Origin of the sequence: Carboxylicivirga longa (genome assembly GCF_050589825.1) — a bacterium.
Lineage (GTDB): Bacteria > Bacteroidota > Bacteroidia > Bacteroidales > Marinilabiliaceae > Carboxylicivirga > Carboxylicivirga longa.
The window spans coordinates 173,150-188,338 of the sequence record NZ_JBNGOZ010000004.1; the positions used below are offsets into that span (position 1 = coordinate 173,150).

The 15,189-nt window shown below is 44.3% G+C and carries 5 protein-coding genes and 1 other RNA gene; all 6 read left to right on the forward strand.

Annotated features, from left to right (window positions below):
* Nucleotides 1–203 precede the first annotated feature (203 nt).
* The gene (locus ACRD7A_RS05095; RefSeq protein ID WP_430810052.1) at nt 204–866 is read left to right on the forward strand and encodes a PQLLE family protein; all 663 of its coding nucleotides are present in this window, start codon (nt 204–206) and stop codon (nt 864–866) included.
* 296 nt (nt 867–1,162) lie between these two features.
* Nucleotides 1,163–11,089 carry an immunoglobulin domain-containing protein gene (locus ACRD7A_RS05100; RefSeq protein WP_430810053.1) on the forward strand — a complete coding sequence of 3,309 codons (9,927 nt, stop codon included), beginning with the start codon at nt 1,163–1,165 and terminating at the stop codon, nt 11,087–11,089.
* A gap of 11 nt (nt 11,090–11,100) precedes the next feature.
* The gene (locus tag ACRD7A_RS05105) at nt 11,101–12,033 is read left to right on the forward strand and encodes a PorP/SprF family type IX secretion system membrane protein (protein WP_430810054.1); all 933 of its coding nucleotides are present in this window, start codon (nt 11,101–11,103) and stop codon (nt 12,031–12,033) included.
* A gap of 52 nt (nt 12,034–12,085) precedes the next feature.
* A complete protein-coding gene (locus ACRD7A_RS05110) occupies nt 12,086–14,110 on the forward strand; it encodes an OmpA family protein (RefSeq protein ID WP_430810055.1) in 2,025 nt (674 codons plus the stop codon).
* Between the two features lie 40 nt (nt 14,111–14,150).
* Nucleotides 14,151–14,774, forward strand: a complete 624-nt coding sequence (locus tag ACRD7A_RS05115; protein ID WP_430810056.1) for an SPOR domain-containing protein — start codon at nt 14,151–14,153, stop codon at nt 14,772–14,774.
* A 20-nt stretch (nt 14,775–14,794) separates the two neighbouring features.
* An RNA gene (gene rnpB, locus ACRD7A_RS05120) (RNase P RNA component class A) lies at nt 14,795–15,165 on the forward strand.
* Nucleotides 15,166–15,189 lie beyond the last annotated feature (24 nt).

Below are 15,189 nucleotides of genomic sequence, written 5' to 3' on the forward strand. Positions count from 1 at the left end.
GTAGTATGCGGATTCTGAATATTGTTTAATATTAAAATCATGTCAGGTGCTAATAGTTGAATGTTATTTTCATAACTAGAATAGTGATATTAAATCATTGATTTGCTAATAAAAAATTAAGAATCGCTTGGATTTATGATGTATTATTAAAACATTGTAAATTAATATCATATAAATTACTGTAATACTATAAAACAGTAGGTATGCATTACTCAAGATCCAGTTTGGCGGTTTTTCAATCAGGTATAGAGTTGTTGATTCAACGAAGTCTTCAGCAAATAACTGTACTGAATGCGATACGTCATTATGGATATGATGAACCCCGGCTGCATCAAATGCAGGCGCTAAATGCTGATTTATTGAAACTGGCTGAAACTGTAGAGCAGGCAAAGAAAGACCGACAGGCTTTGTTTAAGGAAAAACGGAGAATGTATGCGGCTATAAAACGTGACTATATGCGTTACCTGAAGCTCACCCGCATACTCTTGGCTGAGGATAAAAATGCGGTAAAAGTATTAATGTTAAATGGCATACGAGAGCGAAAACTAAAAGATTTCACTTTTCAAATGACAACCTTTGTATCCAATTTGCTGAATAGCCGGGATTGGCTCAATGCCTTGTCTGTTTATAATATTAGCCCTGAGGATTTACGGTCGCTTGATGCTCGCCTTAAAGACCTTATGCGACTGGATGGGCAGTGCAATGAGGCCCAGAATGAGGTGAAGCGATTGTTGATACAGCGCAAAAAAAAATTATTAGAAATGCAGCGGCAGGTGAGTGATTTCGTAAAAGTGTTACGGATTGCCTTGGAGCAGCAGTCGAACTTGTTGGCTGGGCTGGGCTTAACAACAAAAAACAAGGATTAAACGATAAATAGAACGGCTGGAGGGTCGAGAGAAGAGAAAGAATACCGGGTTGGCTGTAACTTATGAGCAATAATGTCGTAAAAAATTTAATTGTTTGAGATAGTTCGTTTCTGCATTACCGCAGAAGGGGCGAAGTGTGTGGTAATGATTGGCTTATTCATCGCCTTTAATAAGGTGTTGATAAAATAATTATAATAATCAGACCTAAGCTATGCGGGTATTGAAAACGAAATTATATTTTTATTGCTGTTTAGAGGGACTATGTGAAGTTGGGGACCCAATGTAAACTCATGTTTATGAAGAGAATGAAGCATTTATTTGGTGTTTTTGTATGTTTGCTATTGGCTGTAAATGTCTATGGCCAAGAATTTGGTGCCGGTGTTAACTCAGCGGATGAACAAGTCAAGCGAAATAAATTATATAAACAAGTAGAACGCCAAATTGCCAAAAGTGGGGCAAGCCTTAAAGGCTTAAGAGATTCTATATCGAGCTTGGAAGATCAATATTGTTCGGCCGGTGGTGCTGACGTCATTGTTCCCAATAGCTGGCATAAGGATGCCATAGATATCACTTGGCGTGTTTATACCACTGCTGGAGGGGTGCAAACCGATCATCCCGAGTGGTTTACCATCAATGGAAGCGGACAAAATACTGAACTGCATTTTTTACCACATCAAGTAGAGCCTCAATATTATGGGCAGTCTGTTGTGTTTAGCTACGTGCAAACCGATGGATTAGGCAATGTTGGAACAAGTTATGATTATACGCGCGTGTATGAGTCTCCGGCTGTTTTTAATCTGGGTAGCGATGCTGAAATATGTCAGGGTCAAACATATGACTTGGTGCTCGATGGATCAGAAGTAGGGGTTGAATACAAATTTTACCGCGATGGCACTCTCGTTAATGAAGTGCCTGAGTCAGGCACCGGAGGGGCAATGTCGTATCGTGTATCGCGCGCGGGGGTGTATACTGTAAAAGCGATTCACACTAAGGGTAAATGTGAAGTCGATATGAATGGATCGGCTACCTTAATAGTGAATTCCTTGCCGCCTATCACGGCTACTAATGGAGGAAATATTTGCTTAGGCTTACCCTTTACGCTGCAAGGTGGGCCTGCCGGTATGGAAAGCTACACATGGACTGATGAGAATGGTGATGTAGTAGGTGCTTTGCCTGAGTTAACATTAAACTCAAGCGCTTATGGTGTCGGTAGCCATACCTTTACACTGACTGTTGAAGATGGTAAGACTTGTGAAAATTCGGCTACGACGACGGTTGAAGTATTTGGCCTGCCCAACGTAACGGCGGCCAATAATGGACCGATCTGTGAAGGGGGAACGGCTACACTCGAAGCAACAGTAACCGGCGGCGAAGCGCCTTATTCCTATGAATGGACAAAAGTGCCTGATTTGACCATTGTGTCAACCAATAAAGATTATATAATCAATCCTGTGGTCGCGTCTGATGCCGGCACCTATGAAGTAAGCGTGTCAGATGCCAACGGCTGCGCTGCCACGGCAACTTCACAGACAACGCTTGAGGTTACTGAGCGCCCTACCGTTAGTATCGCCTATAATGATCCTGTTTGCGAAGGTCTGGCTTTAACACTAACGGCAACGCCTTCGGGAGGGACTACAAATTATTTAGAATATGTATGGTATAAGAATGGTCTGGAGATAGGACGAGGAGCTGCGAATACTTATACTATTAACCCTGCTGTTGCCCCAGATGATGACGGAACCTATAGTGTTACAGTGCAGGATGATGGTGGCTGTGTGAGTGATGCTGCACAAATAGCCGTAACCATTCATCCTAATACGCAGGCAACAGCAAGCAGTAACAGTCCTGCATGTGTAGGGCAAGATATAATGCTTACAGGTGGCCCTGCCGGGATGGACTCTTATGCCTGGACAGGTCCTGACGGATTTGTTAGCAATGAACAAAGTCCCGTTATTAGCAATGCTACCGCCGTTATGGCAGGTGATTATACCTTAACAATCATCGATGGTAACACTTGTACTACTAATGCGACTACTACAGTTGTCGTTAATGAACTTCCTTCTATTACGGCTGATAATGATAGTCCGGTTTGTGAAGGGCAGGATGTGAACCTTAGCTCTATAGTTAGTGGGGGGATGGCACCTTTTACCTTTAGCTGGAGTAAGGTAGGTAACCCAGCCGAAATATCGACTCAGCAGAGTTTTACTCTAAGCTCTGTTACTATGACAGATGCTGGTCAGTATCAGGTGAGTGTGGTAGATGATAACGGCTGTGAAGCGCCTGTGTCTGCTATAACTGAAGTAACGGTTAATCCAGTGGCAACAGTCACAGTAAGTAATAGTGGACCGGTATGTGCTGGTAGCGATATAACCTTAAGTGCTGAAGTAACAGGCGGTACCGGTCCATATGCCTATCAGTGGGTTAAGACCACAAGTGGTTTAACGGTCAGTACCGATCCTTCTTTTACGATCAGCGGTGCTAATTCGTTTGATGCTGGTGAATACGTGTTGCTTGTTACAGATGATAATGGTTGTTCACCTGCCGGGGCCTCAACCATTGTAGTTGTTAATTCGCAGCCAACGGTGAGCATTAGTTATAATGCTCCTGTGTGTGAGAATACCGACTTGATTCTAACAGCGGTAGCCGCAGGTGGAAATGGGGTTTATTCAGAATATGTTTGGTATAAAGACGGCGTAGAAATAGCTCGCGGTTCCGAGGCATCTCATACGGTTGTGGGGACTACAGTAGCCGATGGTGGAACCTACAGTGTTTCTGTTGAAGATAATATAGGCTGTAACAGTACCACCAGTGATTTGGCCGTTACCATTCATGCTAATCCATTGGTAACAGCAGACAATAACGGTCCGCTTTGTGCCGGGGATAACTTACAGTTGACCGGTGGTCCCGAATCTATGGATAGCTACTCATGGACAGGACCTAACGGATTTATTAGTACAGAGCAAAGCCCATTGCTAAACAATGTGACTACTGCAGCGACGGGTAACTACGAGTTAACGGTTACCGATAATAATACTTGTAGTGCTAGCGCAACTACCATAGTGGAAGTCAATGATATTAACGCGGCACTACGAATTAGTCCGGCACCTCCAGGGTCGTCTGTTTGTGAAAATACGGAGCTGACTTTTGTGGCGGATGCCACATTGGGCTCGGATGATTATACATACGAGTTTATTGTTAACGGTACGCCTCGTCCTGCAAGCGGAAATAGTATTGCAGTAGTAATTACAGAAAATACGACTGTTGAAGTAACCATTACGGATAATGTAACCGGATGCTCAGATTCTGATACGCAAACGATTAACATGGTTGCTGCGCCTAAGGTAAGTATTTCTGCCCCTAATGACGGTGATAATTATTGTGCAGGTCAGCCTGTTACTATTACGGCTGATCCTTACGATGCTGATTATCAGTACGAGTTTTTCTATAATGATGGTAACGGAGATGTTTCCCTGGGAGCACCATCGAACAACAATACAATTACTGTTGCCGATGGATTTGCCGCTGATGTAAGTATTTATGTGGTTACCTCCATTGATTTTGGATGTAGCTCACAGTCAAGTAAAGTGAATCTGACCATTAATCCCCTGCCAACTCCAAGTATTACCGGTAATACTGATGTTTGTGATGGGGTAGTAGAGCGCTACGAGACTGAGGCGGGAATGTTGGATTATGTTTGGGCTTATTCGGGTGGTCAACTTGTATCAGGTGGAAACGGAAATAATTTTATTGAAATACGATGGAATACAATCGGCACCGGTTCGGTAACAGTTACTTATAAAACAAATCCCGAAGCTTGTGCACCTACTTCACCCAGTACTTTGCCGGTAGTGGTGAGTGCCCTTCCGCTTATTACCATTGAGGGAAGAACGGAAGTGTGTCTGAATGAGGCAGGTGAGTATCGTACCCAAGCAGGTATGACCAATTATTTTTGGGATGTTGATGGTGGTACGATTACTGCCGGACAAGGCAGTGATGTGATCAACGTGACATGGGACACTCCTGGAGCGGGATGGATTGAGGTTAATTATGTTAACGACAATAGCTGTACATTGCCAGCTCCGGCTCGCACAGCCATTACTGTGCATAACAGACCTACGCCCACCATTAGTGGTGACTTATCGCCATGTCATAATGCAAACGAAATTTATACGACTGAAACGGGTCGCTCAAATTATACATGGTCCGTGAGTGGCGGTACAATTATTGGCGCTGATAACCAGGAGCGTGTAGAGGTGCTGTGGGATACCGAGGGTGATTATACCATCAGTGTTAATTATGCCGAAACTGCCGGTAGCTGTTCAGCACTTGTGCCTACTACAGAAAATGTGACCGTAAATTCATTGCCGCTTCCATCACTCGCTGGACCCAATGAAGCATGTGCCACATCGGGTGGGCATACTTATTCGACGGATGCCGGCATGACTAACTATGTATGGACCATTGTGGGTGGTGCTACTGCAGGTAGAATTGACAGTGGTGAAGGAACTAATGAAATTACGGTTACCTGGTTGACACCGGGAGAACAAATAATTGAAGTAACTTATTTGGATGCTAATGAATGTTCGCCGGCTCAGCCAACTGCTTATGTAGTTACTGTCAACCCTTTACCGGTGCCAACAATTACCGGTTCGCCTACAGTTTGTGAAGGATCAACAATGACTTATGTTACCGAGGAGGGCATGAGTAATTATGATTGGAAGCTAGGTTCTGGTGGTACTATTGTTGGCGCAAGTGATACTCATGTAGTCGAGGTGCAATGGGATGCCACTGGCGATCATGTACTTAGCGTAAGTTATACAGATGAGAAAACTTGTGATGCAGCAGTGCCTTCTACAGCAACCATTACTGTGGTTGATCTGCCAACACCTACCATAGACGGTTTGGATGTAGCTTGTGAAGGGCACACAATCACTTATACAACTCAGTCAGGAGCCATTAATTATGATTGGCAGATTACCGGCGGCACCATCGTGTCCGACCCATCATTACCAACCGTGGAGGTTGAGTGGTCTGATCCGTCTGCTCCCGTTCATGAAATTAGTGTGAACTATGAGCTATTTGGTTGTCCTGCCGTGGCACCCTTTGTGTTACCGGTTACCGTAAATGCTATTCCGGAAGTTAATGTGAGTGGTGAGACTTCTGTTTGCATTGGAACACAGCATGTTTACACAACTGAAGAAGGGCAAAATAATTATCAATGGAGTGCTACAGGTGGTACTATCCTTGAGTCTGCTCCCTACAGTAATAGTGTAACAGTGCAGTGGGATGTGCCGGGAGAGGCTACAATTGAGGTTAATTATGATAACTCAAGCGGCTGCTCAGCGGTGGAAGCTACTCAATTGACGGTGGAGGTAAATCAGTTGCCAATTCCTTCAATTACCGGAGATGCTTTAGCATGTAATACTTACAGTTCATCCTTCTCAACTGAAGTAGGAAAGACGGAGTATAACTGGAATGTTAGTGGAGGCGATATTATTAGTGATGATAATAACGGTACTATTGAGGTGGAATGGAAATCTGCCGGAACTAACACAGTTAGTGTTTCTTACAAAGATGAAAAACAATGTCTGCCTTCGGTGCCTACCGCGTTTACGGTAGAGGTATTGGAAACACCTGCTCCAACGATTACCGGTGGAATTGAAGTATGTAACAATAACTTTGAAGTTTATGAAACTGAGGCTGGTCACGAAAGTTACGTGTGGACGGTTCCCGCAGAAGGAACCATTGTTTCCGGAGATGCCACCGAAGCTATTACTGTGCGCTGGAATACACCGGGCACCTATACGATTGGTGTTAACTATCAGTATGCCAATGGCTGTGCTGCCTTAGCGGCTACTGAGATGGAGGTTACTGTGAATCCTTTGGCCGGCGTTTCGCTTACGGCTTCTGCTACCAACGTTATTGCCGGTACTGCAATAGAGTTCACGGCCGATGGTACAGACGTTGTTAATTATGATTATAAAGTAAATGGAGTTGAGGATGCTAGCCACGATGGTTCTGCCATCTACACCTGGACTCCCAATGATATTACTGATGACCAGACCGTTATCAGAGTTATTGCAGAAACCAGCACTGGATGTCTGGATAGCACGGAATTGGTAATCAGTGTATTCGAAGGTGTGATACCTACCAATGTATTACCATTCAATCAAAGTTACTGTGCTGGTAATCCCGAGGCTGTTTCCATATATGTGTCGCCCGATCTTATTGTGGGGGTAACTTATGAGCTCATCCGTAATGAAGATGGACAGGTGATGGGAACAGTGAATTATGTAGATCCCACAACTGAAGTGAGCTGGACCCATGGAGTTGATGGAGTGGACTTTACCTATGAAGGTACTGCTACTTACCGGGTAGAAGCCTATTGGCCGGATGTACCGGGCGACCGTATAACAATGGCTAACCCGGTTACCGTTACTGAGTTTGCCTTGCCGCTTGAACAAAAGCTAGAACCAACTGGTACGGTTAACGATTGTACCGATCGTGAAATCAAGCTGTTGGATTCCCAAACAGGTATGAGCTATGAGCTATACATCGGTGGTAACCCAACGGGTATTGTTCAGGAAGGAGCGGATGGAGTTGAAGTATCCTTTGGCACCCATAATACTATTGGTGAGTACACCGTGATGGGCTATAATACGGGTAATCCTCTTTGTGCTGTTCCAATGAGTGGAAGTTTCATGATTGATGTGGCCGGTGTTACCCCCTTCAATATGACCCCATTAGTAGAAGCGGACCGTCACTACTGTGCCGGCGAAGAAGGTGTGCAGCTTGGATTGGATGGTTCAGAGGCAGGTGTTGAGTACATACTGCAAAATGAAACTGCTGAGCTGGAAACAAAAACAGGAGATGGCAACGCCATTATGTTCGACGGCTTCTATAAGGAAGGTACCTATTCCGTAATCGTAAAAGTGGGTGGTGGTTGTGTATTCCCAATGGCTACTTCTGTTGTACTTAAGGAAGATGCCTTACCGACGGCCTTCACACTGTTAGCTGAAGATAAGGGTCACTTCTGTGCCAACGATATGGATGGTGTTGAGATATATCTTGATAGTCAGGAAGATGATATTGATTATCAGCTTTTCAGAGGAGCTGATGCTGTAGGCGAACCAATATCAGGAGTTACCGGTAATGGCAGCTTATCTTTTGGTCAGTTTACCGAAGTAGGAGAGTATAGAGTACTGGCTACAGATCAACAAAGTCAATGTATTTCCGAAACCAATGTACTTACCCTGGTCATCGATCCGATGGCTGAAGTGCGTACACTACAGGGCGATACTATTTTCTGTGAAGGTGGAGAAGCTCAGCTGCGTATTGCTGCCGAAGCCGGTGTTACTTATGAACTCTTGCTTGATGGCCTGGCAACAGCAGATTTTGGTACAGCAGCAGATCCGTATATTGTTTGGAGCGTATCGGCTGAAGGTACTTATACTGTTCAGGCTAACAAGAGCAATGACAACACTATTTGTGGCCCATTACTAATGGCCGGTGAGGTGAAAGTAAAAATGGTTCCATTACCTGAAGATCGTGAAGTACGTTTCGTCGAAGGTGATAAGAAGGCCTGTGCCGGGGATACTATATTGGTAATTAATCCGCAGGCTGAGATGCGTTACGCTCTGGTGAGTAACATCAACAATGAAGAAGTGCCGGGTTATTCTAAGCAAGGAACTGAACTCAATGCCGATGGTCATGTAGAGTTTGTGATCAACGACGATGGTGGACGTTATCGTGTAGTCGCCTTTAATGGTAAGTGTGACTTTATATTGGATAATACCGATGCGGATAATGAGATTGTTGTCAATAACCCCAATGCGGTAGGCAAGAAGGAATTGCGTGCACCTAATGCAATTTGCGAGGGTGATGGTTTAGTAAGTATTGAGTTACTTGGAGCCGAAGCCGATGTGAATTATATATTATTCAGGGTACGTGAAGATGCTGATGCTGGCATTGATACGCTTAGAGGCGTGGCTGGTGATAGCTTCTTTAAGCCACTTATGAACGAAGGTGAGTACTATGTTGTAGGTTACCGTGACGCTGTATATGATCCATTAAACCAATGTAATAATGAAATGCTTAACCGCATTACTATTAAATACAACCCCCTACCAACGGCTTATCGCTTAATGGCGGAGCCATATGGTTGTGGCAGTGCAGAGGCTGTGTTAGCATTAGAAAATACGCAGGTAGATCATAATTACTATCTCTTCTATCACAATCCTGCATCAGGTAAGGAGCACATTGAAACCATTGCTGGTACAGGTGCTAAGTATGAGTTTGGCAGCGTTAGCAAGGCGGGCGCTTACACTGTGTATGCCATCTCTGATAAAGGATGTTCGTCAAGTATGAAAGATACTGTAAGCGTATCCTTTACCGATGCTGTTACTGACTTTAAGGTAGTAGGTGAATCACCTTTGACTTATTGCGAAGCTGAAGGAGCCTATGAGCTGATGCTCGAAGATCAGGAAGAGGGAGTGGTCTATAGTGTGCATAGTGCAACCGACTTGATAAGTCAGGTGGAAGGCACAGCCGCCGGTGATGCATTAAGCCTGGGACAATTTACCGTAGGTACTTACACCATTACGGCAACAAGGGGCACAGGCTGCTTCGTGGATATGAATGGCGGCGAGACAGTTACCATCGAGATGCAAACTAGTCCGCAGCCCTTCGATTTAAGCGTTAACGATGGGAATGTATGTGGTAATGTAGGAGCCATTATTACTCTAAGTGGTAGTGAGGAAGGACAGACTTATATACTGGAAGCCGATGGCATAGATCAGGAAGATCCTAAAGTGGGTGCTGCTGATGGAGCACCAATAGCATGGGAAGTAACCGAACCGGTGAGCGGTGAGGTACTCTATGAAGTGATTGCTGTTTCGGGCGGTATGTGCGATGTATCCATGGGTATGGTTGAAGTCAACTATAAGGAAATGCCTGCGGCACCTGTTTTATCACCAGCTACCGACCAGGAATATTGCTTTGGCCTGCCCGGTATTAGCCTTAGCGTTGCTAATACAGTAAATAATGTAGGTTATCAATTAATTAACGAAGCTAACGAGGTAACAGCTTATCTTACGGGTAACGGAGGCGAAGTAAGTTTCCCTAATCCGATAAAAGGTACGCACACGTATTATGTGAAAGCCATCGATTTTAATAGTGGTTGCCCAAGTGAGAGTGCTCCTATCGTGGTTACTGAAAAACCAGAATTGGTTGTTTATAATGTAACTCTTCATTATGGAAATGGAGAAAGTAATTACGATTGCATTAGCAGCTATTGCTATGGTCTGATACATGCTGATACCATTAAGCTGGATATGTCCCAGGAGGGGGTAGATTATATCCTCTATAATACGGGTACAACTGAACCGGTCAGTACAGTGGTCGGTACAGGTGCTGAAATAAGCTTCGGCGTGCAGTCAGAGGGTGGTGATTATTACGTGGTGGCACGCAGCCAGGGGTGTGATGTAACGATGAATGGAAGCGTTCGCCTTGCAGTAGAACCTTTGGTTGCCATCAATGATGTGTTTGGCTTGCCCAATGGCGAAGCGATCGGAGAATTTAACGTGACAGAAAATGACCGTTACCTTTCCGGTGTGGATTACTTCCCCAACGAAGAAAATGACGTTGACAAATATCGTAATTTGCAATTTGAGATTATCAGCAGCTGGGATTATATCGATGACAAGGGTGAAGTGCGAATGTTTGAGACCATTGGTGATGCAAGTATCAACAGTGAAGGTAAATTGGAGTATAAGAAGCTACCTAACTTCTTCGGTCGCGATTCGGTGCGTTATCGGGTAATAAACACGGAGCAGCCCGACCGTCAGGACGTTGCAACGGTATTCATCTTCATAGGTAACGTAACGGTTGATGATGATCAGGAGCTGTTGTTGCCTAATGCTTTCTCGCCAAACGATGACGGTATTAACGATACCTATGTGGTGAGTGGTACTTTTGTGAATGAAAATACCGTTTCTAAGCTCGAAGTATTTAACCGTTGGGGCACCGTAGTGTACCGTTCTAAAGGCGATGGCTATGGCAAAGGTGGTCAATACTGGGATGGTCGTGCCAATGCTGGAGCCATGGTATCTCTGGGCGATAAGCTGCCAAGCGGAACTTATTTCTATGTGTTTACCATAGACGTGAATATCGATGGTGAGCAGCAGACCAAACAATATTCCGGCTTTATTGAACTAAGAAGATAAATGATTAAACTATGAGATATTTATTAATCATATTGTGCATGCTGATGTTGGTTGGCTCCGCCACGGCACAGGATCAGGTACAATACAATCACTATATTGCCAATCAGGGTGTGTTAAATCCCGCCTATAATGGTACCCGGGATGTAATTAGTGGACTAACTTTGCACCGGAGTCAATGGTTGGGCATGGACGATTCGCCCATGAGTCAGGCCATTAATGTGCACGGCCCCATTGAGGATACCAATCTGGGTGTGGGTGTTGTACTTGAGAATGATCGCATTGGTTTTACAAATAGTTTCAATTTTATGGCTGCCGGTTCCTATAAGTTGGAAATGGGAAGACGCAAGTTTTTATCATTAGGATTACAGGTGGGGGTTACCTCAAATGTGTATGATGGAACTAAGGCCATTACCGATGATTACGGAGATCCAATGTTTATGCGTAAGGAGTCAATCTTGGGTTTCAATTTTGGTGTGGGTGCTTATTACTACGCCGAAAATTATTTTGCCGGGTTTTCAATACCACGATTTTTTAGCCCATCATTCGATGAAGCACAAGAAAATGATGGTGATTTTAAAAATACCGTAAGTTTTGAAAATATGCATACTTATTGGTACGGTGGCTATATCTTTGATTGGGGCGAGGTAAAAGTTAAACCTACTGCATTAATACGTGCTGTGGTGGGTGCACCCCTTACCTTTGATGTCTCTGGTAATGTACTATTAAGTGAACGTCTTTGGTTAGGAGCAGGCTATCGTAGTATCTCCGAAGTGGTCTTCCTGACTGAGTACATAATCAACCGGCAATGGTCGGTTCGTTATTCCTTTGACTATTCATTATCGCCACTGAATAAGTTTGGACAGTATGGCTCACATGAAATAGGATTACAGTTCGATTTCTCATTTAATAAGCGGGCTGGTATGCGATCGATCCGATATTTCTAAAAAATATCATGAAGTAAATGAAAACGATTTTGTTTGATAAAACAGTGAAGCGATGAAACCTAATTCTCGAATATTATTTCTATTTCTTATGCTGCTGGCAGTGTTGAGTGCACAGGCGCAGCGTAGTGAACTAAGAAAAGCGCAGCAGTTTTTGGCTAACGAGGAATACTACAGGGCATTGGAGTATTATAATATGGCAGCTGAAAAAGGTGCTGAGTTTGATACTCAAACAAAAATTGAGATTGCCCGATGCTATTTTCACCAGAAGAATCAAAACGAAGCTTTGAGTCGTTACGAAGCTTTGCAGGATGATTTAAAGGGAGAGGATATTGTTAACTTCGCTGTGTGCTGGCACCAGGCCGGGGGTTTTGATCTGGCCATCGAGTGGTATACAAAGGCCAAGCAGGAGGGTGCCAATCCCATAGACATGGATAACCTGATTAAATCCTGCGAGTGGGCCAAAGAAAATGGGGGCTTTAACCCAGATGTGGTGGTTAACCCTGCCGGTTTGCTGGTGGGCGATCAGTCCTTTGGTATTCAGTATTTCAAAGAGGGTGTAGTGTATTCTGCCGAGAAGGAAGGACGTAGCAAAGAAGTAGATCGCTCGGGCAAAGGCTTTCTCAACCTCTTCTATTCCGAGCTGGTGGATGGTGAGATTCAGGAAGGGAAAAGGTCTTTTTCAAAAAATCTCGAGTCGGATTATCATGTTGGAGCCACTGCCTTTACCAGCGATTATAAACGTATTTATTACACCAAACCGGTGCGCATCCGCGGTGGCGACAGTCGCCTGAAGATTTTCACTTCCGAATTTGACGGTAGTGAGTGGGTCAACGAGCGGGAACTGAGCATCAACGACAATGCCTATAATACGGCTTATCCGGCTGTATCACCCGATAATAAATATCTTTATTTTTCATCAACTCAAAGAGGCGGTTTCGGCGGAAAAGACTTATGGCGTGCCGAGATTAAATCATCGGGCGATGTAGGTAATGCCATTAACCTGGGGCGTGAGATCAATACTTTTGGCGATGAGGAATGGCCTTTTATCGATCAGGAGGGTAATCTGTTTTTTGCTTCTGACGGACACCGTGGTTTTGGTGGACTCGATATTTTTAAGGCCGAATATACGCCCAATGGTTTTGGAGCACCGGTTAACCTTCGTCAGCCTATCAACGGCGGTATGGACGATTTTGGTTACGTATTAAGCCCCATTGATCCAAGTCGTGGTTTTCTGTCGTCGAACCGTCTGGGAGATGGGAGTAACGACGGGGTTTTTACCATAGCACCACCCGTTGAAGAAGTTGAGGAAGATGATGCACCGCCTATTTTTGGCCTCGACGAAGTACCGGTGGTGGATATGCAGGATGAGATACCCGTGGTGAGTGAACCGGAAGCGTCTACAGTGGATTTATCCATGTATCCCACCAGTCTTAGCACTAAGCTAACCTCTACCTTTAATGGCGGCCCTATTGCCGGGGTAACTATATTGATAAGGGATGCTAATACTGGTGAAGAAGTGGTAACAGGAAAGAGTGATTCAGAAGGACGTATCGAGTTGAGCATCCCTGATGGGTATAAAAAAGAGGATCAGGAATTTGAAATTATTGTATCCAAAGGTGATGAATATAAAACCAAGCGCATGCTGGTAAATGTTATGGAAATTGAAGACATTAATAATAATGGCCTGATGCTAACTCCGATTTTTAACGATGATGTGCTGGATGATATTGGTAAGATGGTGGTGCCTTATCGTGATAATACGATTACTAAGGAAGGGCAGGCTGTTTTGGATCGTTTATCCACCTATCTTTTGCAAAATCCAAATATTGTAGTGAAATTGAATGGACATACCGAGGCGAAAGGTAACCGCTATAATAACCTTCGGGTATCTCAAACAATTGCCGATAAGGCCGAACAGGTAATGATCGCCAAAGGCGTTAACGATGATCAGATGATACCGCGAGGATATGGCGAGCGCTACCTGATTAATAAATGTAAGCGCGGCGTGTATTGTTCCGACAGCCAGCATCTGGTGAACCGGCGAATCGAAGTGGTTGTTTGGCGCATTCGTGATTAATGATTAACTATAACACCCTAATAGCTTGTCAATAATGAATATGAAAACCATTATACTGCTTACTTTAATTCTGGTAAGTAATCCGGCTCTCAAAGCCGATAAATTAGAGAAGCTGCGCACCAATAAGAAGATTATTCGGATGGATGAACCGCGTGCGCCGTACTATGCCATTCAAATAATAGCCTTGCGCAAGGCACCGCAGGTTCCAGCGTTTTTTAAAAATGTAGAGGTGGCGCGGGAGTATCCTTGTGCCGATGGTTACCTGCGTTTTACCGTAGGCGATTTCAACAGCCATGGTCAGGCTAAAGCAGCCCTTCAGCAGATTCGTAATCTGGGATATCAGCAGGCCTTTGTAGTGAATACAGCTGAGTATGTGCTACGCAATCAGTCAGATTCCGGCAGCAGCTATCTGAAAGGAAAGATCGATCCTAATAAAACCTATACCATTCAATTGAGTGCCTTTCGTTTTCCGGTTTATCTGACGCATTTTAAGGGCATCGACGAGGTGATGGAGTTTCGTATGAAAGATAAGATCTTTCGCTACACAACGGGCTCTTTTAAGGGTGATGTAGCTATTCAGGAACTGCAGAAAGTAAAGGATTTAGGGTATAAAGATGCCCACTTGGTTGAATTTGACAAGTACTTGCCATTCAAGATTGAATAAATTATCGTAATTTTGTGCCAATAGCAAGCCGGTCTATCGCTGCAAACTTTCGGTTTGGAGAGGAAAGTCTGGGCAATATAGAGCACCGTACTTCTGAAAAGGAAGATGTTCGTGAGGGCATAGTAACGTAGCAGAAAATAACCGCCTTCGGGTAAGGGTGAAAAGGTGAGGTAAGAGCTCACCAATGGGGTAGGTAACTATTCCAGTTGTACGTCTTACGGATTGCAAGACCATGTATATCATAATTCCGCAAGGAGCAAGGTGGCTCGCTTTGTTTCGTAAGAAGTTGTGAGGGGTAGGTCGCTCGAAATAACAGGTGACTGTTGTTCTAGATAAATGATAGACGCTCCGCAAGGAGAGACAGGACCCGGCTTACAGGCTTGCTATTATTTTTTCTTCCTTTAAATCACTATCC